This window comes from Streptomyces sp. NPDC093094 (genome assembly GCF_044754345.1).
In the GTDB taxonomy this organism is placed as follows: Bacteria; Actinomycetota; Actinomycetes; order Streptomycetales; family Streptomycetaceae; genus Streptomyces.
In genome coordinates this window covers 41,932-65,572 of the sequence record NZ_JBIVOX010000014.1, presented here as the reverse complement: position 1 = coordinate 65,572, position 23,641 = coordinate 41,932, and the positions used below count along the sequence as shown (strand labels likewise).

The following is a 23,641-nucleotide window of genomic DNA, read 5'->3' as shown; positions in this document are numbered from 1 at the left end:
CCCCGCTCCGTCTTACCGCCCTTGGGGGCGGCGGGCCGACGGCATGGGCGTGCCCGGTCCACCCGCTGTGCGGGTGGACCGGGCACGCCCATGGTCCTCCGGGAGGCGGCTACGCCCTGCTGCGCGCCGACGTCACGCGGTACACGTCGTAGACGCCCTCCACCCCCCGTACGGCCTTCAGGACGTGACCGAGGTGCTTGGGGTCGCCCATCTCGAAGGTGAAGCGGGAGGTGGCCACCCGGTCGCGTGAGGTCTGGACGGCGGCGGAGAGGATGTTGACGTGCTGGTCGGACAGGACCCGGGTGACGTCCGACAGCAGCCGCGAGCGGTCGAGCGCCTCGACCTGGATGGCGACCAGGAACACCGAGGACTGGGTGGGGGCCCACTCGACGTCGAGGATGCGCTCCGGCTCGCGCGACAGTGACTCCACGTTGACGCAGTCGCTGCGGTGAACCGATACGCCACTACCGCGGGTGACGAAGCCGATGATCGGGTCGCCGGGGACGGGCGTGCAGCAGCGGGCCAGCTTGACCCACACGTCGTCGACGCCCTTGACCACCACACCCGGGTCGGCGCTGGAGCGGCGCTTGCGGCCGCGCCCGCGGGCGGGCGGCACGCTCTCGTCGATCTCCTCGGTGGCCGCCTCCTCGCCGCCGAACGCCTGGACGAGCTTCTGCACGATGTGCTGCGCGGAGACATGGCCCTCGCCGATCGCCGCGTACAGCGCGGAGATGTCCGAGTAGCGCATCTCGTGCGCGAGCGTGACCAGGGAGTCGCCGGTGAGGATGCGCTGGATCGGCAGGTTCTGCTTGCGCATCGCACGGACGATGGCGTCCTTGCCCTGCTCGATGGCCTCGTCGCGGCGCTCCTTGGAGAACCACGCCCGGATCTTGTTGCGGGCCCGGGGCGACTTGACGAAGCCCAGCCAGTCGCGGGAGGGCCCCGCGCCCGCGGCCTTGGAGGTGAAGACCTCCACCAGGTCGCCGTTGTCCAGCGTGGACTCCAGCGGCACCAGACGGCCGTTGACCCGTGCTCCTATCGTGCGGTGACCGACCTCGGTGTGGACGGCGTAGGCGAAGTCGACCGGTGTGGCACCCGCGGGCAGCGCTATGACGTCGCCCTTGGGGGTGAAGACGAAGACCTCGTTGCGGGAGAGGTCGAAGCGCAGCGACTCCAGGAACTCGCCGGGGTCCTCGGTCTCCTTCTGCCAGTCCAGGAGCTGCCGCAGCCACGCCATGTCGTTGATGGCGTCCTTGTCCTTGCCGGAGGACTTCGGCGCGTCGGTGCGGACCTTGGAGGCGCCCGCGACGGCCTCCTGCTTGTACTTCCAGTGCGCGGCGATGCCGTACTCGGCGCGGCGGTGCATGTCGAACGTGCGGATCTGGAGCTCGACCGGCTTGCCGTTGGGGCCGATGACCGTCGTGTGCAGCGACTGGTACATGTTGAACTTCGGCATCGCGATGTAGTCCTTGAACCGGCCGGGGACCGGGTTCCAGCGCGCGTGCACGGTGCCGAGGGCCGCGTAGCAGTCGCGGACGGTGTCCACGAGGACGCGGATGCCCACCAGGTCGTAGATCTCCGCGAAGTCACGGCCGCGGACGATCATCTTCTGGTAGACGCTGTAGTAGTGCTTGGGCCGGCCGGTGACGGTGGCCTTGATACGGGCCGCGCGCAGGTCCTGCTGGACCTCGTCGGTCACTATGGCCAGGTACTCGTCACGCTTGGGTGCCCTTTCGGCCACCAGCCGGACGATCTCGTCGTACATCTTGGGATAGAGGATCGCGAACGCGAGGTCCTCCAGCTCCCACTTGATGGTGTTCATGCCCAGGCGATGGGCGAGGGGCGCGTAGATCTCCAGGGTCTCGCGCGCCTTCTTCTCCTGCTTCTCGCGCTTGAGGTAGCGCATGGTGCGCATGTTGTGCAGGCGGTCGGCGAGCTTGATGACCAGCACACGGGGGTCCTTGGCCATGGCCACGACCATCTTGCGCACGGTCTCGGCCTGGGCGGCCTCGCCGAACTTGACCTTGTCGAGCTTGGTGACGCCGTCGACCAGCAGGGCGACGACATCGCCGAAGTCGCGGCGCAGATCCTCCAGGCCGTACTCGGTGTCCTCGACGGTGTCGTGCAGCAGGCCCGCCATCAGGGTGGCCGGATCCATGCCCAGCTCGGCGAGGATCGTGGTCACCGCGAGCGGGTGGGTGATGTACGGGTCACCGCTCTTGCGCTTCTGGCCCCGGTGCCAGCGCTCGGCGACCTGGTACGCCTTCTCGATCTGGCGCAGTGTCGACGTCTCGATCTTGGGGTCGTTGCTGCGCACTATCCGCAGCAGCGGCTCCAGGACCGGGTTGTACGGGTTGGCGCGCTGCACGCCGAGGCGGGCGAGCCGGGCCCGGACACGGTTGGACGAGCCGGAGCGGGCGGACGGCTGCGGCGCCGCGGGACGGATCGGGGGCGCGGGCGTGGGCGCGGGGCGCTCTGCGGGAGCCGGCTTGGGACGGGCGGCCTCCGCGGGGCGCTCGACGGGCGCGGACTGGGCGTGCTCGGCCGTCCCGCGGGTGTCGTTCGTCGCGTTCGCCGCGGGCGGGGCGGCCTGCTCCGAGGCGCGCTCGGGCTTGGCAGCGGTCAGGTGCTGGGCCTCGTCTGGCAAGAGGGCTCCTCGTGCGCTTTCCGGGTCCCCCGGTCAGGCTCCGGAAACCCCATGGTAGCGATCCCGGGCTCCGGGATCGCCTTCGGACCGGAGTGCGGGACGTATCCGGGGAACGCCAGGGACGGACTCCGGATCCCTCCGGGTCCGCCTCTTCACGCCCCCACCTGCGCCGCTGTACGCCGAAGGGCGCCCGGGCCGAAGCCCCGGGCGCCCTTCGAGCCGGTTCGCACCGGTCCGTTCACACGGTGAGCAGCGCCTCCAGCGGCGCCCCGTCGAGGGCCGCCCCCAGACGGGCACGGCCGGGGAGGAAGCTCAGCTCCATCAGCACGGCGACACCCGCGACCTGGGCACCCGCGCGCCGGATCAGCTGGAGCGACGCCTCGGCGGTCCCGCCGGTGGCGAGGACGTCGTCGACGACCAGGACCCGGTCGCCGGCCGACAGGTCCTCGGCGTGCACCTCGATCTCGGCCGAGCCGTACTCCAGGTCGTACGCCTGGCTCAGGGTGGCTCCGGGGAGCTTGCCCGCCTTGCGTACGGGGATGAAGCCGACGCCCGCGCGGACGGCGACGGGGGCACCGAGGATGAAGCCACGCGCCTCCAGGCCGACGACCTTGGTGGCACCGGTGCGTTCGACGATCCGGGCGAACGCGTCGGTCAGCGCGGTGAAGGCCGCCGGGTCCGCGAGCAGCGGGGTGATGTCCTTGAACATCACCCCGGGCTCGGGGTAGTCGGCCACGTCACGGATGCGGCTGAGCAGCAGGTCCCTGATCTCGGTCATCGACGCTTCCCCGAGGGACGGCCCCGGCCTCCGCGGCTGCGGGACGCCTGGCCCCGGGGTCCGACGACGGCGGGGGTGGCGTCGTCGTCGCCGTCGTACGCCTCACCGACGCCGGCGACCGACGGCTCGGCCTGGTCGCCGCCCTGGGCGCGCTTGGCCAGGACGCGCTTGCGCAGCGCCCTCATCTGCGGCTCGCGCTCCTTGAGGTCGGCGACGAGCGGCGTGGCGATGAAGATCGACGAGTACGCGCCCGCCGCGAGACCGACGAACAGCGACAGCGAGATGTCGTTGAGCGTGCCGGCGCCGAGGACGCCGCCGCCGATGAACAGCAGGCCCGCGACCGGCAGCAGCGCGACGACCGTGGTGTTGATCGACCGCACCAGGGTGCCGTTGATCGACCGGTTGGCGATGTCGCTGTAGGTGAAGCGGGTCTGCTTGGTGATGTCCTTCGTCTGCTCCTTGAGACTGTCGAAGACGACGACCGTGTCGTAGAGCGAGTAACCGAGGATCGTGAGCAGACCGATCACCGTGCCGGGCGTGACCTCGAAGCCCACCAGGGCGTAGATGCCGACGGTGATGGTGATGTCGTGGATCAGGGCGACGAGCGCGGCGATGGCCATGCGCCACTCGAACGCGATCGCCAGATAGATCACGACGAGGACCATGAAGATCGCCAGGCCCTGCCATGCCTTGTCGGCGATCTGGTCGCCCCAGCTCGGGCCGACGAGGTCGGCCGCGATCCGCTCGGAGTCGACCTTGAAGTCCTCGGCCAGCTTGTCCTTGATCTGGTCGGACTGCTGGGTGTCCATGCCGGCGATCTGGATGCGCATGGTGCCGTTGCCGAGCTTCTGCACGACCGCGGTGTGGCCGGACGCCTCCTCCGCGAAGTCCTCGGCCTGGGAGACCGAGACGCTGGTCTTCGGAGTGGTGAAGACCGCGCCGCCCTGGAAGTCGATGCCCATGTTCAGACCCCGCACCGCCAGGCCGAGGATGGCCGTGATGGTGATCAGGATCGAGATGCCGTACCAGAGCTTGCGGTGGCCGATGAAGTCGTAGCTGACCTCACCACGGTGCAGTCGGGCGCCGAGGTTGCCGAGCTTCGACATACTCACGCCTCCTTCGGGTCGACGGGGGCGGAGGTGCGGCGGGTACGGCGCAGCGGGGGCTGGACACCGAGGCTCTTCGGGTCGAGGCCGGACCACTTGTGGCCCTGTCCGAAGAACTTCGTGCGGGCGACGATCGTCATCAGCGGCTTGGTGAAGAAGAAGACGACGACCACGTCGAGCACGGTGGTCAGACCCAGGGTGAACGCGAAGCCCTGCACCTTGCCGACCGTGACGACGAACAGCACCGCGGCGGCCAGGAACGACACGAAGTCGGAGACCAGGATGGTGCGCCGGGCCCGCGGCCAGGCGCGCTCGACGGCGGGACGCAGGGTGCGGCCCTCACGGATCTCGTCCCGGATGCGTTCGAAGTACACGATGAACGAGTCCGCTGTGATGCCGATCGCGACGATGGCACCGCAGACCGCGGGCAGGTTCAGCGCGAAGCCGATGGCCGGGCCGAGCAGCGACATGATCACGTAGGTGAGCGCGGCGGACACCAGCAGCGAGGCGACGGCGATCAGCGACAGACCGCGGTAGTACAGGACCAGGTAGATCACGACCAGGGCGAGGCCGATGGCGCCGGCCAGCAGACCCGCGTGCAGCTGGTCGGTGCCCAGCGCGGCGGTGACGGTGGTGACGCTGGCTTCCTTGAAGGTCAGCGGGAGCGCGCCGTACGACAGCATGTTGGAGAGGTCCTGCGCCTCCTGCTGCGTGAAGTTGCCGGAGATCTCCGCGTTGCCGCCGCTGATGGCCTGGCGGACGTAGGGGTGCGAGATGACCTTGTCGTCCAGGACGATGGCGAACTCGTTCTGCGGGGACTGCTTGGTGGCCAGGTCACCGGTGATCTTCGCGAACTTCTTGCCGCCGGCACCGGTGAAGTCCATCGTGACCTTCCAGCCGGCACCACTCTGGGTGTCGAGGATGGCCCGTGCCTTGTCGACGTCGGTGCCGTCCACGGCGACCGGGCCGAGCACGAACTTCGTCCACTGCTCGCCGTCCTGGCCGCAGGCGACGGTCGGCACCGCGGGCTTGGCGTTCTTGCCGGCCGCGTCGCGCTGCTTGGGGTCGGTGCAGTCCAGGGCCGCGAACTGGGCCTGGAGCTTGCTGTCGTCGGCTGCGGCGGCGTCCGCCGGGGCGGAGGCGCTCGGTGTGGCGGAGGGCTTGGCGCTCGCGGAGGGCGAGGAGTCGGCCTTCAGAGCCTCGCTGACCGCGCGGCCCTGCGAGGTGGCGGAGGCCGACGGGGTGGCCTCACCCTCGCTCGCGGAGGCCGACGCGCCCGGGGAGGCGGTGGCGCTGCCGCTGGGCTTGGGCGACGCGCTGCCGCTGGGGGTGGCGCTGGGGCTGGGGACGGCCGCGCCGCCGGAGGGCGCGCTCTGCAGCACGGGGCGGAAGTACAGCTTGGCGGTGGTACCGACCTGATCCCGGGCCTGCTTGGAGTTGGTGCCCTTGGGGATGTTGACGATGATGTTGCGGTCGCCCTGGGTCTGGACCTCCGCCTCGGACACACCCAGACCGTTGACACGGCGGTTCATGATGTCGACCGCGGTGTTCATATTGGTCTTGTTGATCGCGGACTCTTGGCCGCTCTTCGCCTCGAGCGTGATGCTTGTGCCGCCGGCGAGATCGATACCCAGGCGCGGGGTCGTGTGACCGGCCGCGAACATGCCGCCGGTGAGCGCCACGATGGCGATCAGGATCAGGGCCAGCGAGCGCCCCGGCTTGCTCTGGGCGCTCGCGGTCCGGCCCTTTTTAGGTGCTGCCACCTTCTCGTACTCCCTCTCGGGCCGCCTCGCGCCGGGTCGGCGGGCGGACGGCCATGACATGGTGTCGGGATCCCCTGCGAGAGACGCGTGTCCCGAGGCGCCGGGGCAGGCCCGTGCGCCCCGGTCCCGGGCTACTTCGCGTCGGAGTCGCCGTCGGTCTTCTTCGGCTCTTCCGTCTTCGCCTCGGCGGCGTCCTCGGACGGCTCCTCGTCCGCGTCCTTCTTGCCGAGGTCGACGGGCGTCTCGTCGGAGGCGGCGGAACCGGCGGACTCGTCGGTCTCGGTGAGGGAGGAGGCGTCGTCCGGGACGACGTCGGACTTCAGGTCGTGCTCCACGCCGTGGACGATGCGGTTGTACTCGTCGTCCGTCAGGACGGCGCCGATGGCGTTCTTGGCGAACAGCAGGTCGACGCCCGGCCCGGCGTCGAGGAGGACGGTGTCCTCGTTGACTTCCTTGACCGTGGCGTACATGCCCCCGATCGTGCGGACGCCGGAACCGGGCTGCATCTGGTCCCGCATCTGCACGGCCTGCTGCTGCTTCTTCTTGGCCGACCGGGTCATCAGGATCATGGCCCCGATGAGCACGATGAACGGGAGGAGGGTCACGAGACTCACGGGTCGGAACTTCCTTCATTCGACCGCGGTGGTGTGCGGCCTGATGGATGGGGGTATGCATGCCGTCCGGCACGGGCGGCATCGGCGGAGTCTAAGCGAGTCCCCGCGCATGGAACAACGCTCAGCATGGCACCTGGGTTCCTGACGTCGCCAATCCCGCGCCGTCACGCCCCGAACAGGTCCTGTTGTCCGTTTCCGGCAGCCAGCGCCCCGGGCGGAGTGAGGCCGAGATGCGCCCATGCGGCGGGTGTCGCGACCCGGCCGCGAGGGGTTCGCGCCAGCAGACCCTCCCGTACGAGGAAGGGTTCGGCGACCTCCTCCACGGTCTCGCGCTCCTCCCCCACCGCGACGGCGAGCGTCGACAGACCGACCGGGCCGCCGCCGAACAGCTTCAGCAGAGCCTCCAGGACGGCCCGGTCGAGACGGTCGAGGCCGCGGGCGTCGACCTCGTAGACGGACAGGGCCGCCGACGCGATGTCCCTGGTGATCACGCCGTCGGCCTTGACCTGGGCGTAGTCGCGCACCCGGCGCAGCAGACGGTTGGCGATGCGGGGCGTGCCGCGGGAGCGGCCGGCGATCTCGGCGGCTCCGGCACTGTCGATCTCGACGTCGAGGAGGTTCGCCGAGCGGTGGACGACGCGCTGGAGCTCGCGGGGTTCGTAGAACTCCATGTGCGCGGTGAAGCCGAAGCGGTCGCGCAGCGGGGGCGGCAGCAGGCCCGCGCGGGTGGTGGCGCCGACGAGGGTGAAGGGCGGCAGTTCGAGCGGGATGGCCGTGGCCCCGGGGCCCTTGCCGACGATGACGTCGACCCGGAAGTCCTCCATCGCCATGTACAGCATCTCCTCGGCGGGCCGGGACATGCGGTGGATCTCGTCGAGGAAGAGGACCTCTCCCTCCTGGAGGGAGGACAGGATCGCCGCGAGGTCGCCGGCGTGCTGGATGGCGGGGCCGGAGGTGATGCGGATCGGGGCGCCCATCTCGGCCGCGATGATCATCGACAGGGTCGTCTTGCCGAGACCGGGGGCGCCGGACAGCAGCACGTGGTCGGCGGTGGCGCCGCGCGCGCGGGCGGCGCGCAGGACGAGGTCGAGCTGCTCGCGGACCTTCTCCTGGCCGATGAACTCGCCCAGGTCCTTCGGGCGCAGGGCGGCCTCCACGGCCTGGTCCTCGTGGTCGGCGGACCCGCCGACGAGCCGCTCGGCGGCGGGGGTGTCGGCCGTGTCGTCCCAGTTCATGTGGTGTGCCTCAACAAAGGTGTGGTCAGCGGGCTCGGTTCAGCGTCTGCAGGGCCGCCTTCAGCAGCTGCCCCACCTGGGGCGTGCCCGCGGCGGCCTCGGCCTGCGGGGCGACGGCGGTGACGGCCTCGTCGGCCTCGCGGGTGGCGTAGCCGAGTCCGATCAGGGCGGCGTGCAGCTGGTCGCGCCAGCCCTGGGTGACCGGGGCGCCGATCGCGGGGGCGCCGACGGGTTCGCCGAGGCGGTCCTTCAGCTCCAGCAGCAGCTTCTGCGCGCCCTTCCTGCCGATGCCGGGGACGGCGATGAGGGCCTTCTCGTCGCTGGTGGCGACCGCGCGGCGCAGGGCGTCGGGGCTGTGCACGGCGAGCATCGCCTGGGCGAGTCTCGGGCCGACGCCGCTGGCGGTCTGGAGCAGCACGAAGACCTGGCGCTCGTCGTCGTCGGCGAAGCCGTAGAGGGTGAGCGAGTCCTCCCGGACGACGAGGGAGGTGTGCAGCTTGGCGGGCTGTCCGACGCGCAGTGCGGACAGGGTGTTCGGCGTGCACTGGACGGCCATGCCGACGCCGCCGACCTCGACGACCGCGGCGTCCGGGGCGAGGGCGGCGACCGTGCCGCTGACGAAGGCGATCATGCCGTACGGCCTTTCGGTGCTCTGGCGGCGTGCAGGGCCACGGCCTGCTGGAGCCGGTTCTGGGCGGGGGCTCGCCAGATGTGGCAGATGGCGAGCGCGAGGGCGTCGGCGGCGTCGGCGGGCTTGGGCGGGGCGTCCAGCCTGAGCAGCCGGGTGACCATGGCCCCGACCTGTGCCTTGTCGGCGCGGCCGCTGCCGGTGACGGCGGCCTTGACCTCGCTGGGGGTGTGCAGGGCGACGGGGATGCCGCGGCGGGTGGCGCACAGCAGGGCGACGGCGCTGGCCTGGGCGGTGCCCATGACGGTCCGGACGTTGTGCTGGCTGAAGACGCGCTCCACCGCCACGAACTCCGGCCGGTACCGGTCGAGCCACTCCTCGATGCCCTGCTCGACGGCGACGAGACGGTGGCCGAGGTCGGCGTCGGGGGGCGTGCGGACGACGCCGACGCCGACCATGGTGAGCGGCCGGCCGGCGACCCCCTCGACCACGCCGACACCGCATCGCGTCAGTCCAGGGTCCACCCCGAGTACGCGCACGCGCTTCTCCCTTTTCGATCTCCTGTTTGTGCAGGCTATCGGGTGCCACTGACAACGCGACGGGCCGACGGGGTGTGTTCCCGTCGGCCCGTTCGTCCCGCGCGCGGGTCAGGCGTCGACCTTCTCCATGACCTCGTCGCTGACGTCGAAGTTGGCGAAGACGTTCTGCACGTCGTCGCTGTCCTCCAGGGCGTCGATCAGCTTGAAGATCTTCTTGGCGCCCTCCTCGTCCAGTTCGACCTGGACGGACGGCACGAAGCTGGACTCGGCGGAGTCGTAGTCGATGCCGGCCTCCTGGAGGGCGGTGCGGACCGCGACCAGGTCGGTGGCCTCGCTGATCACCTCGAAGGTCTCACCGAGGTCGTTGACCTCCTCGGCGCCCGCCTCCAGGACGGCGGTGAGGACGTCGTCCTCGGACAGCTCGCCCTTGGGAACGATGATCACGCCCTTGCGGCTGAACATGTACGAGACCGATCCCGGGTCGGCCATGTTGCCGCCGTTGCGGGTCATGGCCACGCGGACGTCGGAGGCGGCGCGGTTGCGGTTGTCGGTGAGGCACTCGATGAGCACCGCGACACCGTTCGGGCCGTAACCCTCGTACATGATCGTTTCGTAGTCGGCGCCGCCGGCCTCGAGACCACCGCCGCGCTTGACCGCGGAGTCGATGTTCTTGTTGGGGACCGACTGCTTCTTCGCCTTCTGGATGGCGTCGTAGAGAGTCGGGTTGCCCTCGATGTCGACGCCGCCCATACGGGCCGCGACCTCGATGTTCTTGATCAGCTTCGCGAAGAGCTTGCCGCGCTTGGCATCGATCACGGCCTTCTTGTGCTTCGTCGTAGCCCATTTAGAGTGGCCGGACATCTGCCTGTCTCCTTCGCGTAACCATCCACATAACGAACGCCAGAGATCCTACAAGGACTCGGCCGTCCTGTCGGCGCGCACCATGTCGACAAAGAGCGCGTGCACGCGGTGGTCGCCGGTCAGTTCGGGGTGGAACGACGTGGCCAGCGCGTTGCCCTGGCGGACCGCGACGATGTGGCCGTCGTGCTCGGCGAGCACCTCGGCGCGGGCTCCCACGGACTCGACCCAGGGGGCGCGGATGAAGACGCCCTCCACAGGATCGCCCGATATGCCCTTGACGTCGACCGTGGCCTCGAAGGACTCGTTCTGGCGGCCGAAGGCGTTGCGGCGCACGATCATGTCGATGCCGCCGACGGTCTCCTGGCCCGAGCGCGGGTCGAGGATCTTGTCGGCGAGCATGATCATGCCCGCGCAGGTGCCGTAGACGGGCAGGCCCTCACGCACACGTGCGCGCAGGGGCTCCATCACGCCGAAGAGGACGGCCAGCTTGGAGATCGTGGTGGACTCCCCGCCGGGGAGAACCAGTCCGTCCACCTCGGCGAGCTCCTCGGGGCGCCTGACCGGCCTGGCCACGGCGTCGGCCGCGGCCAGGGCGATGAGGTGCTCCCGTACGTCGCCCTGAAGGGCCAGGACGCCGATGACGGGGGTGTGGCCCATGGGTGCTTACCAGCCCCGGTTCGCGTAGCGCTCGGCCTCGGGGAGGGTGTCGCAGTTGATGCCGACCATGGCCTCGCCCAGGTTGCGGGACGCGTCGGCGATGATCTTCGGGTCGTCGTAGAAGGTGGTGGCCTTCACGATGGCGGCGGCGCGCTTGGCCGGGTCGCCGGACTTGAAGATGCCGGAGCCGACGAAGACGCCCTCGGCGCCGAGCTGGCGCATCAGCGCGGCGTCGGCCGGGGTGGCGACACCACCGGCGGAGAACAGCACGACCGGGAGCTTGCCCAGCTCGGCGACCTCCTTGACCAGCTCGTACGGGGCGCGCAGGTCCTTGGCGGCGGCGTACAGCTCGTTGTTGTCGAAGCCGCGCAGCTTGGCGATCTCGTTCTTGATCTGGCGCAGGTGGCGGACCGCCTCGACGACGTTGCCGGTGCCGGCCTCGCCCTTGGAACGGATCATCGCGGCGCCCTCGGCGATACGGCGCAGGGCCTCACCGAGGTTGGTGGCACCGCAGACGAAGGGGGTGGTGAAGGCGAACTTGTCGCTGTGGTTGACCTCATCGGCCGGGGTGAGGACCTCGGACTCGTCGATGTAGTCGACACCGAGGGACTGCAGGACCTGGGCCTCGACGAAGTGGCCGATGCGGGACTTGGCCATCACCGGGATGGAGACCGCCTCGATGATGCCCTCGATCATGTCCGGGTCGGACATCCGGGCCACGCCGCCGTCCTTGCGGATGTCGGCCGGGACCCGCTCCAGGGCCATGACGGCGACGGCGCCCGCGTCCTCGGCGATCTTCGCCTGCTCCGGCGTGACGACGTCCATGATCACGCCGCCCTTGAGCTGCTCGGCCATGCCGCGCTTGACGCGAGCGGTGCCGGTGGCGGGGGCCTGGTTCTCGATGATGGACACGGATTGACCTCACTGAAGGTGAAAAGAGGGTTTCTGCAGCACTGAGGAAACGTGAAGGGTCCAGTCCACAGCAAGGGCCAATGGGAAGGCGGTGGATCGTTTTCGCGTCGGCCGGTGCCCCGGAACACGCCACCCGCTTTTCGCCAGGGATATGGAAAGCCCTGGTCAGACGGCTCGCTCGACCAGGGCCACCGGGGGCTCGTCGTCCATCTCGAAGGCCATCGGGAAGGGGGCGTGGCCTGCCAGGCGGAACCAGCGGACCTTGCGGTGCTCACGCAGGCGGCGGGCCGCGCCGACGGCGTCGTTGTGGAACCGGCGGGCCATCGGCACACGCCGCACAGCCTCGGTGAGCTCGCGGGCGGCCTCCTCTCCCCCGGGCGCCTCGCGCACCGCCTCCACCTGTCCGGCGTCCTCGAAGACGGCCCGCAGGGCCTGGCTCAGCTCGCTCTCGGCGACCTCCCGCTGCTCGTCCTCGGCCTGCCGGGCGGCGTGCGCGGACTCGTACAGGACGATCGAGGCGGCCGGATCGAGCACGCCGGACGTGGCCAGTTCCTGGGTCACGGAGGCCCGCCGCAGCAACTGCGCGTCCAGCGCGGCCCGGGCGGCGTCGATCCGGGAGTGCAGACGGTCCAGCCGTCCCGCCGTCCAGCTCAGGTACAAGCCGATCGCGACGAGGGCGACGAGGATCCAGATCAGGGTTGCGGTCACGGGCGGCAAGGCTATCGCGGCCCCTCACCCGCCCAGGCCCACCGCCCCGGCTCCGGCGGCCCCGCCGGAGCGGCCGCCCCGGGGACGGCCGCCGCACCGGAACGGCGGCCCCGGCCCGGTCGGGTCCTGTCCGTGAAGAACCGGTCCCGCATGCCGCGAGGGCGGACCGTGATGCCGGTGAAGGCGGGTCCCATGCCCGTGAAGGCGGATCCCATGCCTGTGGGGGCGGATCCCATGCCTGTGGGGGCTGGCCGCACACGGCCGTGGGGTTCCGGCCGCATATGGCCACGCATGCCCGTGGCTGTCCCGGCCGCAGATGCCCGTGGCTGTCCCGGCCGCAGATGCCCGTGGAGGCCGCGGCGCAGGCCCGTAGAGGCCCGCCACACAGGCCCGTAGAGGCCGGCCACGCAGGTCCGAGGCCACCGCCCATCCCCGTGGAGGCCCGCCGCCCAGGCCCGTGGAGACCGGCCCCGGAGCGCGACCGTTCCCGGGGCGTCAGTCCCTGGCCAGGCCGAATCGTGCGCGCAGGCCCGTGCCCGGCTCGCGGTCGTCCGCCGCCGCCACCGCGGCCGCGCCCGCCGTGACCGTCTCGTAGACGGAGAGGATGTCCGCGCCGACCGTGGACCAGTCGAAGCGGCGTACGTGCGCGCTGCCGCGCTCGCTCAGCTCGGTGCGGCGGCCCTCGTCGGCCAGGAGCCGCACGGCCGCCTCGGCGAGGGCGTCGGCGTCCTCGTTGGCGAAGAGCTCCCCGGCCGCGCCCTTGTCGAGGACCTGGGCGAAGGCGTCGAGGTCGGAGGCGAGGACGGGGGCGCCCGCGGACATCGCCTCGACCAGGATGATGCCGAAGCTCTCCCCTCCGGTGTTGGGCGCGACGTACAGGTCGACGCTGCGCAGGAAGCGCGCCTTGTCCTCGTCGCTGATCATGCCGAGGAACTCCACGCGCGCGTGCAGCTCGGGCGGCAGCTGGGCCAGGGCCGCCGCCTCGTCACCGCGCCCGGCGATCAGCAGCCGTGCGCCCGGGTGCTCGGCGAAGATCCGCGGCAGCGCCTTCATCAGCACGGGCAGCCCCTTGCGGGGCTCGTCGATGCGGCCCATGAAGCCGATCGTCTCCCCCTGCCACTCCGGCTTGGGCTCGGCCTCGGCGAAGAAGTCGACGTCGACACCGTTGGGGATCACCACCGCGTCCCCGCCGAGGTGCTCGACCAGGGTGCGGCGGGCGTACTCGCTGACCGCGATCCGGGCGCTGATCTTCTCCAGGGCGGCCTGGAGGATCGAGTACGCGGCGATCATCGCCTTGGAGCGCGGGTTGGAGGTGTGGAAGGTCGCCACCATCGGGCCCTGCGCGGCCCAGCAGGTCAGCAGTCCCAGGGACGGCGAGGTCGGTTCATGGATGTGGACCACGTCGAACGCGCCCTCGTGCAGCCAGCGGCGGACCCGGGCGGCCGACAGGAAACCGAAGTTCAGACGGGCCACCGAGCCGTTGTACGGCACCGGGACCGCGCGGCCCGCGGAGACGACGTACGGCGGCAGCGGGGTGTCGTCGTCGGCGGGCGCCAGGACGGACACCTCGTGGCCGAGGCGGATGAAGTACTCGGCGAGGTCGCGGATGTGGAACTGGACGCCGCCCGGCACGTCCCAGGAGTACGGGCAGACGATGCCGATCCTCACGGGGATCCCTTCGCCGGGCCGGCGGCCGGGCCCGCGGCCCTGTCTGCGGCGGGATCGAGGTCGGCGAGCCACAGCCGTTGCAGCATGTGCCAGTCCTCCGGATGGTCGGCGATGCCCGTGGCGAAGGCGTCGGCCAGGGCCTGTGTCATGACAGACGTCTTCTCGGCGCGCGTGCCTGACGCGGGCACCTCGACCGGCGGGTGCACCCGCCCCCGCATGACGGGCGAGTCGTCGTACCAGAGCGTGACGGGGAGCAGCAGGGCGCCGGTCTGCTGGGCCAGCAGGGCGGGACCGGCCGGCATGCGGGCCGTCTCGCCGAAGAACTCCACCTCGACCCCGGAGGCCGACAGGTCGCGGTCGGCGACCAGGCAGACCAGACCGCCCTCGCGCAGCCGGCGGGCCAGCGTGCCGAAGGCGGAGCCGCCGCTGTGCGGCAGGACCTCCATGCCCAGGCCCTCGCGGTAGGCGACGAAGCGGTCGTAGAGCGTCTCGGGCTTCAGCCGCTCGGCGACGGTCGTGAAAGGGGTCTCCAGCTCGGTGGTGACCCAGGCGCCGGCCAGGTCCCAGTTGGCCAGGTGCGGCAGCGCGAGGATGACGCCGTTGCCCGCGGCGAGCCCGTCGGTCAGATGGTGCACGTCCTTGGGGTCGAAGCCGCCCCGGACCCGGTCGGCGCTCCAGGCGGGCAGCCGGAAGGACTCCATCCAGTAGCGCAGGTAGGAGCGCATGCCCGCGCGGGACAGTTCGGCCAGCCGCTCGGGGCTCGCGCCCGGCACCACGCGCGCGTAGTTGCCCTCCAGCCTGAGCACGCCCTTGCCGCGCCGCTTCCAGGCCAGGTCGGCGACGGCGCGGCCGAGGCGCACGGCGGCCGGCTCGGGGAGCTTCCTGACCGTGCTCCAGCCGATCCCGTACAGGGCGTCCGTCAGACGCTCGGCTGCGCTCACTTCGCCGCCTCGCTCCCCTGGGAGGCGTTCCGGGCCCCGAAGGAGCCGTTCTCGGCCTTGCGGGCGCCGTTCTCGACCGTGCGGGCGCCGTTCTCGGCCGTATGAGAGCCGTCCTCGGCCGCCGGGGAGCCGTTCTCGGCCGCGCGAGAGGCGTTCTCGGCGTTCTCGCCCGCGGCGGCCGCGGCCGCCGCCTCGACCTCGGCGGACTCCCGGCGCACGGTCACCACACGCTGGATCAGCGTGACCAGGCTGCCCGCCGCGACCAGCCACAGGGCGATCGGCAGCAGCACGTCGACGCCGGGCACACCGAAGGCGTGCAGACCCGCGAGACCGGCAGCGACCAGGGAGATCACCAGCCGCTCGGCACGCTCCACGAGCCCGTTGACCGCCACCGGCAGACCGATCGACTCGCCGCGGGCCTTGGTGTACGACACCACCTGGCCGCTGGCGAGACAGAAGATCGACACCGCGCACAGCGCGTTGTCGTCGCCGCTGCCGGCGTACCAGAGGGCGAAACCGCCGAAGATGGCGCCGTCCGCGACCCGGTCCAGCGTGGAGTCGAGGAACGCGCCCCAGCGGCTGGAGCGGCCCAGCTGGCGTGCCATGTTGCCGTCGACGAGGTCGGAGAACACGAACGCGGTGATCACGATCGTGCCCCAGAAGAACTCGCCCCGGGGGAAGAAGACCAGCGCGCCCACGACCACGCCGGCGGTGCCGATCAGCGTGACCGTGTCGGGGCTGACGCCCCGGCGGATCAGAAACGCGGCGAACGGTGTGAGGACACGCGTGAAGAATGCACGCGCGTACTTGTTCAGCATGGCCTTCCCGAGGGTCGCTGTCGCCGCGGCCCCTGCTGGCCTCCGGCTGGCCCATCGTAGTCACGCGCACGGGTGCGCGACTGCCGGGCACCCACACCCCGTCCCGGGATGAGGCGGATGGCCCGCACCGGGTGCCCGGCGGCCGGTTCGCGTCGCCCGTATGGACGCACCGTGACGGGAGTGGAAAGCTCGAAGGACCGCGGGCGTCGCCGGAGCCGCCGCAGCACGCGGGTCCCGCGCGTCCGCGCCCACAAGGACCTCACCCGTGCACGGGAGGCAAGGCCATGGGCGACAAGGCACATACACACCCCGGGGCCGCCGGCAGGGCAACGGCGGCCGACCATCCCGCGTCCGTACGGAATGTGGTGCTGGTCGGCCACTCCGGATCGGGCAAGACCACCTTGGTGGAAGCCCTCGCGCTGACGGCAGGGGCGGTGAACCGGGCCGGCCGCGTGGAGGACGGCGGCACCGTCTCCGACTACGACGACATGGAGCACCGGCAGCAGCGCTCGGTGCAGCTCTCCCTGGTGCCGGTCGAATGGGACGGCATCAAGATCAACCTGTTGGACACCCCCGGATACGCCGACTTCGTCGGGGAACTGCGGGCCGGTCTGCGAGCGGCGGACGCGGCCCTTTTCGTCGTCTCGGCGTCGGACGGCGTGGACGGCTCCACCCGCATGGTGTGGGAGGAGTGCGCGGCGGTCGGCATGCCGCGGGCCATCGTCGTCACGCACCTGGAGTCGGCGCGCGCCGACTTCGAGGAGATGACCCGGGTCTGCGCCGAGGCGTTCGGCGGGGACGATCCGGACGCCGTGCTGCCGCTGTACCTGCCGCTGCACGGCCCGCAGGCCCCGGACGGGCACGCGCCCGTGACCGGCCTGATCGGACTGCTGTCGCAGAAGCTGTTCGACTACTCCGGCGGGCAGCGCGCGGAGCGGGAACCCGGCGAGGACGAGCTGCCGCTGATCGAGGAGGCCCGCAACCGGCTCATCGAGGGCATCATCGCCGAGAGCGAGGACGAGACCCTCATGGACCGCTACGTCGGCGGGGAGCCGATCGACGTCAAGACGCTGATCCAGGACCTGGAACGGGCCGTGGCACAGGGCGTCTTCTTCCCCGTCCTGGCCGCCGCCCCCGCCGCCGAGGGCTCCCGGCAGGGCCTCGGCACGGTGGAACTGCTGGAACTGGTCACCCGCGGCTTCCCGACCCCGCTGGAACGCGAGGCGCCCTCGGTCACCACGCCCGACGGCAGTCCGCGTGAGGTCATGGCCTGCGACCCGGCCGGACCGCTCGTCGCCGAGGTCGTCAAGACCGCCTCGGACCCCTACGTCGGACGGGTCTCCCTGGTCCGTGTGTTCTCCGGCACCCTGCGGCCCGACGAGACGGTGCACGTCTCCGGGCACGGTCTCGCCGACCGCGGGCACGAGGACCACGACGTGGACGAGCGCGTCGGCGCCCTGTCCACGCCGTTCGGCAAGCAGCAGCGCCCGGTCGCCCACGTCGTGGCCGGCGATCTGGCCTGTGTGGCCAAACTGAACCGCGCGGAGACCGGCGACACGCTCTCCGCCAAGGACGACCCGCTGCTGATGGAACCCTGGCAGATGCCCGACCCGCTGCTCCCGCTGGCCATCCAGGCGCACAGCAAGGCCGACGAGGACAAGCTCTCCCAGGGGCTGTCCCGGCTCGCCGCCGAGGACCCCACCATGCGGCTGGAGCAGAACCCGGACACCCACCAGGTCGTCCTGTGGTGCCTGGGCGAGGCGCACGCCGACGTGGCGCTGGAGCGGCTGCGCAGCCGCTACGGCGTCCAGGTCGACGTCGTACAGCACCGGGTGCCGTTGCGGGAGACCTTCGCGGACCGGTCGGCGGGGCGCGGCCGGCATGTGAAGCAGTCCGGCGGGCACGGGCAGTACGCCATCTGCGAGATCGAGGTGGAGCCGCTGCCGGGCGGTTCGGGCATCGAGTTCGTGGACAAGGTGGTCGGCGGCGCGGTGCCCCGGCAGTTCATCCCCTCGGTCGAGAAGGGGGTGCGCGCCCAGGCGGCCCGGGGCATCGCCGCGGGTCATCCCCTGGTCGACGTGCGCATCACGCTGCTGGACGGCAAGGCCCACTCGGTGGACTCCTCCGACGCCGCGTTCCAGACGGCCGGCGCGCTCGCGCTGCGGGAGGCCGCGGCGGAGGCCAGGATCCATCTGCTGGAGCCGGTGGCCGAGGTGAGCGTCCTGGTCGGCGACGAGTACGTGGGCGCCGTGATGAGCGACCTGTCCGGCCGGCGCGGACGTGTCCTGGGCACCGAGCAGACCAGCGGCGGACGCACCGTGGTGCGCGCCGAGGTGCCGGAGATCGAGATCGGCCGCTACGCGGTCGACCTGCGTTCCCTCTCCCACGGCACGGCCCGCTTCGACCGCTCCTACGCCCGGCACGAGCCCATGCCTCCCCAAGTCGCCGAACGGCTGCGCCAGATGGAGAAGGAGGCGTCGTAGCCGGAGAGTTCCCCGGTCGGCCGGTCTGGTGCGGAACGGGTTCCTCCGCGTCGGCGGGCGGCTTCGGCCGTCCGCCGACGCGATGCCGGTGCCTGCGGATACGCTGATGGCCTGATCAACAGGTGTGCACGGCAAGGAAGTCGGGAAGGCCGCAGAAGCGGACACGGCGGCGATCGGGGGCGGGAATGACCGTTGACAGCGGTTACGCGGACATCTTCGGACCACAGGTCCCGCGCACGGGCGACGAGAGCCAGACGGCGACGTACGCGCTGGCCTCGGCGGCCTACCGGGACAGCCCGATGGAGGACATCAAGAAGGCCGACAACGACTGGCACCAGACCACCGTCAACGACGGCCGCTCCTGGGCGGCGATCTTCCGGCCCAACCTCGGCGAGGCGTTCTCCCGCGCGGTCGTCGACCGCATGCTCGGCAGCGGACGCAGTCCGCTGATCCAGTCCTTCGGCACCGAGCCCCAGGTCGTCGTCGAGCACTGCCTGGCGGCCAACCGCATCCGCCGGGAGCGCGACAACAAACTCACCGCGATCAGCGTGGTGTGCGGACTGCTGTTCCTGCCCGGCTTCCTGCTGTGGCTGCTGGTGTTCCAGCTGCGCGCCACCATCGACAAGCGCGACGACAGGCGTGCCTCCGCGCTCGCCACCACCCTGCTCGTCGCCGTCGGCGCGCTCGCCGTCGTCGCCCTGCTCCGGATGCCGTTCACCGGCTTCTGGGCGTGGTACGCCCGCGCGGCCGTCGTCATGCCCGTCATCGGCTGGTTCGGGGCCCGCCGGATCTGCGAGGCGACCGCGCGGGATCTGCGGGAGCGCTGGGACAGCCTGCTGTCGGGCAGCAGCGTCGGCGCCAAGGTGCCCGAGGCCGTCCCCAGCAGCCCCGGCGAGACCGCCGCCGAGCAGTTGCGCCAGTCCCTGGCCCGGCTGAGCGCCGAGCAGCAGTCCAACTCCGTCTTCTACGCCGGTCCCAAGGGCATCCTCGGCATGGGCACCCGCTGGGGCGCCTGGCAGCTCGCCGAGGAGCTGGTCGCCGCCGACGCGGACCGCGAGATCCACCCGTTCCGCAGCTGGGACGTCGTGCGGGCCGTCCACGACCAGCTGCGCATGCTGGAACGCGGCCCGCTGAACACCGGCGGTTTCCCCACCCCGTCCATACGGCACTGGATCGTCACCCCGGTCGGGGAGAACGCCAAGGCCGTCTCCCGGCCGGACGGCACCGACGTCGAGGCGTACCAGATCAAGCCGCACGCGATACAGGAGATCTGCAACCGGCAGCAGTTCGGCGCCGGCGACCGCCACTACCTCGGCGTCCAGTGGACCCTGTGGGACGGCCAGCTGGTCATCACCATGCTGATCACCGTCACGGTGCTGCACGCGACCCTGCGCATCGAGGTCACCGGCCATGCCCTGGGCCCGGTCAACCCGCTGTTCATGGCCAAGCCGCAGGCCCCGACCAAGCAGGTCACCAAACAGTTCAAGCCATGGGAGAGCCGTACGGTCAAGCTCCCGCTGGTCACCACCAACGAGGTCGTACGGCTCGCCGTGCGGGCCCCGCTGACCTGGTACCCGCCGCTGCTGAAATGGCTCGGCGGCTCCATGGGCCTGCCGGAGCCCTTCGGTCTGCGGCATGCCTGGGCGGACCAGCCCTGGCGGCACCGCTTCATGGCCGACGACGCCCTGCGCGCGGCGACCCCGGTCCTGCGGGTGGTGCACTCGGCGGCCATCCGGGTCCTGGAGGAGAACGGCGTGGACACCGACAAGTTCGGCTCGCGTTCGGCCTTCCTCAGCACGGCCGTGCAGGACCCGTCACCGCGGAAGGCCGATCTCTACGACGCGTAGACGACGCATGGACGACGCGGGGACGCCGGACGACGCGGGGACGCCGGCGCCCGGAGCGGTCCGCTCACGCGGGCCAGGCGTCCGCCAGCATCTTCCGGGTGTCGGCGAGAAGCTGCGGCAGCACCTTGGTGTGGCCGACGACCGGCATGAAGTTGGTGTCGCCGCCCCAGCGCGGCACGATGTGCTGGTGCAGATGGGCGGCGATGCCGGCGCCGGCCACCGTGCCCTGGTTCATGCCGATGTTGAAGCCGTGCGCGCCGGACGCGGTGCGCAGGGCCGTCATCGCCTGCTTGGTCAGCGCGGCCAGCTCGGCGGTCTCCGCGTCGGTCAGATCGGTGTAGTCGGCGACATGCCGGTAGGGCACGGTCATCAGGTGCCCGCCGTTGTACGGGTACAGGTTCAGCACCGCGTACACCTGGGCGCCGCGTTTGACGATCAGGCCGTCCTCGTCCGACTTGGCCGGGATCGAGCAGAAGGGACAGCCGTCGTCGGCCCCGGGGCCGGTCGGCTTGTTCTCTCCCTGGATGTAGGCCATCCGGTGGGGGGTCCACAGGCGCTGGAACGCGTCCTGCGTCCCCACTCCGATCTGCTGCTCCGGCTCACTCGTCATGCAGTGCAGCATATGGCTTCGCCCGTTCGGGGCGTGTCGCCGGGGCGACGCGGGGGCCTCCACCGGCCAAGCTGGGCCGGTGGACGACGACAGCCCCTCCGCCCGCTGGGAGCAGCGCACCGAGATCCCGCTGTTCCTGGCGTCGCTGCTCTTCCTGGCCGCCTACGCCGCACGCGTCCTTGCCGTGAGCATGCCTTCCTTCTGGAAGGACATGTGCGCCTACACGATGCTCGCGCTGTGGCTGCTGTTCGGCCTGGACTACGTGGTGCGCTGGCGCCTCAGCGGGCAGCGCTTCCTTCACTTCGTCAGGACGCACTTCCTGCACACGGTCGTGGTGCTCCTGCCGCTGCTGCGGCCGCTGCGGATCGTGCCGCTCTACGACGTCATCCAGCACCGGCAGGGGGAGCCCCGGCTCTCCCTGCACGCGCGTGTGATCTCCTACGCCAGTCTGTCGACGCTGCTCCTCGGCTTCGCCGGTGCCCTTGCCGTCTACCAGCTGGAGCGCGGCGCTCCCGGGGCGACCATGAAGTCGTTCGGGGACGCCCTGTGGTGGGCCGCCGAGACCCTCAGCACGGTCGGCTACGGCGACATCGTGCCGGTGACCACGGGCGGCCGGGCGATCGCGATGGGGATGATGGCCGGCGGGCTGGCCCTGCTCGGGGCGGTGACGGGATCGTTCTCGTCGTGGCTGCTGCAGATCTTCTCCCGCGAGAGCGACAGGAGGCCCCCGGAAGGCTGAGCCTTCCGGGGGCCTGGATCCCGCGTGTGCGGGAGCACGTCGACATCTGTCAGGTCCGACCGATGGCGTCGGGAACACCCCCGCTCGCGCGGGGAACACATCACACCTGAACGCGACGCTCCACGACATCGACGAGCTTCGCCAGCGCCTCGTCCCGCGGGATGCCGTTCTCCTGCGAGCCGTCGCGGTAGCGGAACGACACCGTGCCCGCGTTCATGTCCTCGTCACCGACGATGATCATGAACGGCGTCTTCTGCTTCTGGGCGTTCCTGATCTTCTTCTGCATACGGTCCGAGGACGAGTCCACCTCGACCCGCAGCCCCTTCTTCTTCGCCTCGGCGGCGAACTCCTCCAGGTACTCCACGTGCCCGTCGCCGATCGGGATGCCGATCGCCTGGACGGGCGCGAGCCACGCCGGGAAGGCGCCCGCGTAGTGCTCCAGGAGCACCGCGAAGAAGCGCTCGATGGAGCCGAACAGCGCGCGGTGGATCATGACCGGACGCTGCTTGGAGCCGTCGGCGGAGGTGTACTCCAGGTCGAACCGCTCGGGCAGGTTGAAGTCGAGCTGGATGGTCGACATCTGCCAGGTGCGGCCGATGGCGTCGCGGGTCTGGACGGAGATCTTCGGCCCGTAGAACGCGGCGCCGCCCGGGTCGGGCACGAGCGGGAGGCCCTGCTTCTCGGCGACCTGGCGGAGCGTCTCGGTCGCCTCCTCCCAGACCTCGTCGGAGCCGACGAACTTCTCCGGGTCCTTGGTGGACAGCTCCAGGTAGAAGTCGGTCAGACCGTAGTCCCGCAGCAGCCCGAGGACGAAGGTGAGCGTCTTGTCGAGCTCCTCCGACATCTGCTCGCGGGTGCAGTAGATGTGCGCGTCGTCCTGCGTGAAGCCGCGCGCGCGGGTGAGGCCGTGCACCACGCCGGACTTCTCGTACCGGTACACGGTCCCGAACTCGAACAGGCGCAGCGGCAGTTCACGGTACGACCGTCCGCGCGCGTCGAAGATCAGGTTGTGCATCGGGCAGTTCATGGGCTTGAGGTAGTAGTCCACGCCCTCGTCGAGCTGCATGGGCGGGTACATGCCGTCGGCGTACCAGTCCAGGTGGCCCGAGGTCTCGAAGAGCTTCCCCTTCGTCGCGTGCGGGGTGTAGACGAACTCGTAGCCCTCCTCCTCGTGACGGCGGCGCGAGTAGTCCTCCATCACACGGCGGACGATGCCGCCCTTGGGGTGGAAGACGGCGAGGCCGGAGCCGATCTGCTCCGGGACGGAGAACAGGTCGAGCTCGCTGCCCAGCTTGCGGTGGTCGCGCTTCTCGGCCTCGGCGAGGAAGTCGAGGTGGGCCTTCAGCTCGTCCTTGGACGGCCAGGCGGTGCCGTAGATGCGCTGGAGCATGGGGTTCTTCTCGCTGCCGCGCCAGTAGGCGGCCGCGTTGCGCATCAGCTTGAACGCCGGGATGAGCCGGGTGGAGGGCAGGTGCGGACCGCGGCAGAGGTCCTTCCAGCACAGCTCGCCGGTCTTGGCGTCCAGGTTGTCGTAGATCGTCAGCTCGCCGGCGCCGACCTCGACGTCCGCGCCGTCGTCGCTGGAGGCGGAGCCCTTGAGGCCGATCAGCTCCAGCTTGTACGGCTCGTCCGCGAGCTCCTCGCGGGCGGCCTCGTCGGAGACCACGCGGCGGGAGAACTTCTGCCCGCGCTTCTGGATCTCCTGCATCTTCTTCTCGATGGCCTTGAGGTCATCGGGGTGGAAAGGCTTCTCGACGTCGAAGTCGTAGTAGAAGCCGTCCTTGACGGGCGGGCCGATGCCGAGCTTGGCCTCGGGGAAGAGCTCCTGCACGGCCTGGGCCATCACGTGCGCGGTGGAGTGGCGCAGGATGTCGAGGCCGTCCTGGGAGGAGATCTCGACGCCCTCGACGGTCTCGCCGTCCTGCAGGACGTGGGCGAGGTCCTTGAGCTCGCCGCCCACGCGGGCCGCGACGATCGAGCGCTCGCCGGCGAAGAGGTCGGCGGCCGTGGTGCCCGTCGTCACCGCGCGCTCTTCCCGCTCGGAATCGCGTTGGATGATCACACGGACGTCTGACACCGGTCTCTCC

General features: G+C 70.9%; 20 protein-coding genes. 3 read left to right on the top strand and 17 right to left on the bottom strand.

The window, feature by feature from the left end; all coding sequences use genetic code 11:
• Nucleotides 1-109: 109 nt before the first annotated feature.
• The 15 genes from ACIQGV_RS27775 to pgsA all read right to left on the bottom strand — a co-directional run bounded on the left by ACIQGV_RS27775 (nt 110) and on the right by pgsA (nt 15,875).
• On the bottom strand, nt 110-2,647 hold the full coding sequence (locus ACIQGV_RS27775) for a RelA/SpoT family protein (RefSeq protein WP_402498839.1): 2,538 nt from the start codon (nt 2,645-2,647) through the stop codon (nt 110-112).
• Nucleotides 2,648-2,885: 238 nt separating this feature from the next.
• A complete protein-coding gene (locus ACIQGV_RS27770; protein ID WP_402498837.1) occupies nt 2,886-3,425 on the bottom strand; it encodes an adenine phosphoribosyltransferase in 540 nt (179 codons plus the stop codon).
• Entirely contained in the window at nt 3,422-4,531 is a 1,110-nt protein-coding gene (gene secF, locus ACIQGV_RS27765) for a protein translocase subunit SecF (RefSeq protein ID WP_402499089.1), read from the bottom strand. Before secF ends, ACIQGV_RS27770 begins: the two co-directional genes overlap by 4 nt.
• A gap of 2 nt (nt 4,532-4,533) precedes the next feature.
• Nucleotides 4,534-6,294, bottom strand: coding sequence for a protein translocase subunit SecD (gene secD / locus ACIQGV_RS27760; protein WP_402498835.1), 1,761 nt, complete (start codon nt 6,292-6,294; stop codon nt 4,534-4,536).
• A gap of 131 nt (nt 6,295-6,425) precedes the next feature.
• Nucleotides 6,426-6,908 (bottom strand): preprotein translocase subunit YajC, encoded by a 483-nt coding sequence (gene yajC, locus ACIQGV_RS27755; RefSeq protein WP_402498832.1) that lies wholly within the window; start codon nt 6,906-6,908, stop codon nt 6,426-6,428.
• 164 nt (nt 6,909-7,072) lie between these two features.
• Nucleotides 7,073-8,143 (bottom strand): Holliday junction branch migration DNA helicase RuvB, encoded by a 1,071-nt coding sequence (gene ruvB, locus ACIQGV_RS27750; protein WP_402498830.1) that lies wholly within the window; start codon nt 8,141-8,143, stop codon nt 7,073-7,075.
• A 25-nt stretch (nt 8,144-8,168) separates the two neighbouring features.
• Nucleotides 8,169-8,774: a Holliday junction branch migration protein RuvA gene (ruvA, locus tag ACIQGV_RS27745; protein WP_402498827.1), complete on the bottom strand. Its 606-nt coding sequence runs from the start codon at nt 8,772-8,774 to the stop codon at nt 8,169-8,171.
• A complete protein-coding gene (gene ruvC, locus ACIQGV_RS27740) occupies nt 8,771-9,310 on the bottom strand; it encodes a crossover junction endodeoxyribonuclease RuvC (RefSeq protein WP_402498825.1) in 540 nt (179 codons plus the stop codon). Before ruvC ends, ruvA begins: the two co-directional genes overlap by 4 nt.
• Nucleotides 9,311-9,418: 108 nt before the next feature.
• Complete coding sequence (locus tag ACIQGV_RS27735) at nt 9,419-10,171, bottom strand: YebC/PmpR family DNA-binding transcriptional regulator (protein ID WP_402498823.1); 753 nt, start codon at nt 10,169-10,171, stop codon at nt 9,419-9,421.
• A gap of 48 nt (nt 10,172-10,219) precedes the next feature.
• Nucleotides 10,220-10,828: a pyridoxal 5'-phosphate synthase glutaminase subunit PdxT gene (pdxT, locus tag ACIQGV_RS27730; RefSeq protein ID WP_402498821.1), complete on the bottom strand. Its 609-nt coding sequence runs from the start codon at nt 10,826-10,828 to the stop codon at nt 10,220-10,222.
• 6 nt (nt 10,829-10,834) lie between these two features.
• On the bottom strand, nt 10,835-11,740 hold the full coding sequence (gene pdxS, locus ACIQGV_RS27725) for a pyridoxal 5'-phosphate synthase lyase subunit PdxS (RefSeq protein WP_402498819.1): 906 nt from the start codon (nt 11,738-11,740) through the stop codon (nt 10,835-10,837).
• A gap of 165 nt (nt 11,741-11,905) precedes the next feature.
• Nucleotides 11,906-12,448, bottom strand: coding sequence for a hypothetical protein (locus ACIQGV_RS27720; protein ID WP_402498817.1), 543 nt, complete (start codon nt 12,446-12,448; stop codon nt 11,906-11,908).
• A gap of 495 nt (nt 12,449-12,943) precedes the next feature.
• Nucleotides 12,944-14,116, bottom strand: a complete 1,173-nt coding sequence (locus ACIQGV_RS27715; protein ID WP_402498815.1) for a glycosyltransferase family 4 protein — start codon at nt 14,114-14,116, stop codon at nt 12,944-12,946.
• Nucleotides 14,113-15,057, bottom strand: a complete 945-nt coding sequence (locus tag ACIQGV_RS27710) for a phosphatidylinositol mannoside acyltransferase (RefSeq protein ID WP_402498813.1) — start codon at nt 15,055-15,057, stop codon at nt 14,113-14,115. Before ACIQGV_RS27710 ends, ACIQGV_RS27715 begins: the two co-directional genes overlap by 4 nt.
• Nucleotides 15,054-15,875, bottom strand: coding sequence for a phosphatidylinositol phosphate synthase (gene pgsA / locus ACIQGV_RS27705; RefSeq protein WP_402498810.1), 822 nt, complete (start codon nt 15,873-15,875; stop codon nt 15,054-15,056). Before pgsA ends, ACIQGV_RS27710 begins: the two co-directional genes overlap by 4 nt.
• Before the next feature lie 284 nt (nt 15,876-16,159).
• Between pgsA and ACIQGV_RS27700 the strand changes: the two genes are divergently transcribed.
• Together ACIQGV_RS27700 and ACIQGV_RS27695 are read left to right on the top strand one after the other, a co-directional pair.
• Entirely contained in the window at nt 16,160-18,358 is a 2,199-nt protein-coding gene (locus tag ACIQGV_RS27700; RefSeq protein ID WP_402498808.1) for an elongation factor G-like protein EF-G2, read from the top strand.
• A 185-nt stretch (nt 18,359-18,543) separates the two neighbouring features.
• On the top strand, nt 18,544-20,205 hold the full coding sequence (locus ACIQGV_RS27695) for a hypothetical protein (RefSeq protein WP_402498806.1): 1,662 nt from the start codon (nt 18,544-18,546) through the stop codon (nt 20,203-20,205).
• Between the two features lie 64 nt (nt 20,206-20,269).
• Here the strand turns inward: ACIQGV_RS27695 and ACIQGV_RS27690 are convergent, their stop codons facing one another.
• A complete protein-coding gene (locus ACIQGV_RS27690) occupies nt 20,270-20,827 on the bottom strand; it encodes an HIT family protein (RefSeq protein WP_402498804.1) in 558 nt (185 codons plus the stop codon).
• Nucleotides 20,828-20,894: 67 nt separating this feature from the next.
• Between ACIQGV_RS27690 and ACIQGV_RS27685 the strand changes: the two genes are divergently transcribed.
• A complete protein-coding gene (locus ACIQGV_RS27685; protein WP_402498801.1) occupies nt 20,895-21,554 on the top strand; it encodes a potassium channel family protein in 660 nt (219 codons plus the stop codon).
• Nucleotides 21,555-21,654: 100 nt separating this feature from the next.
• Here the strand turns inward: ACIQGV_RS27685 and thrS are convergent, their stop codons facing one another.
• Nucleotides 21,655-23,631, bottom strand: coding sequence for a threonine--tRNA ligase (gene thrS / locus ACIQGV_RS27680; protein WP_402498799.1), 1,977 nt, complete (start codon nt 23,629-23,631; stop codon nt 21,655-21,657).
• Between the last annotated feature and the right edge of the window lie 10 nt (nt 23,632-23,641).

What these genes read in the sequence shown, in the direction of transcription:
- pdxT (WP_402498821.1), bottom strand. Translation starts at nt 10,828, where the DNA reads ATGGGCCACACCCCCGTCATCGGCGTCCTGGCCCTTCAGGGCGACGTA.
- ruvA (WP_402498827.1), bottom strand. Translation starts at nt 8,774, where the DNA reads ATGATCGCCTTCGTCAGCGGCACGGTCGCCGCCCTCGCCCCGGACGCC.
- ruvB (WP_402498830.1), bottom strand. Translation starts at nt 8,143, where the DNA reads ATGAACTGGGACGACACGGCCGACACCCCCGCCGCCGAGCGGCTCGTC.
- ACIQGV_RS27695 (WP_402498806.1), top strand. Translation starts at nt 18,544, where the DNA reads ATGACCGTTGACAGCGGTTACGCGGACATCTTCGGACCACAGGTCCCG.
- secF (WP_402499089.1), bottom strand. Translation starts at nt 4,531, where the DNA reads ATGTCGAAGCTCGGCAACCTCGGCGCCCGACTGCACCGTGGTGAGGTC.
- ACIQGV_RS27690 (WP_402498804.1), bottom strand. Translation starts at nt 20,827, where the DNA reads ATGCTGCACTGCATGACGAGTGAGCCGGAGCAGCAGATCGGAGTGGGG.
- ACIQGV_RS27770 (WP_402498837.1), bottom strand. Translation starts at nt 3,425, where the DNA reads ATGACCGAGATCAGGGACCTGCTGCTCAGCCGCATCCGTGACGTGGCC.
- ACIQGV_RS27700 (WP_402498808.1), top strand. Translation starts at nt 16,160, where the DNA reads ATGGGCGACAAGGCACATACACACCCCGGGGCCGCCGGCAGGGCAACG.
- pgsA (WP_402498810.1), bottom strand. Translation starts at nt 15,875, where the DNA reads ATGCTGAACAAGTACGCGCGTGCATTCTTCACGCGTGTCCTCACACCG.
- ACIQGV_RS27735 (WP_402498823.1), bottom strand. Translation starts at nt 10,171, where the DNA reads ATGTCCGGCCACTCTAAATGGGCTACGACGAAGCACAAGAAGGCCGTG.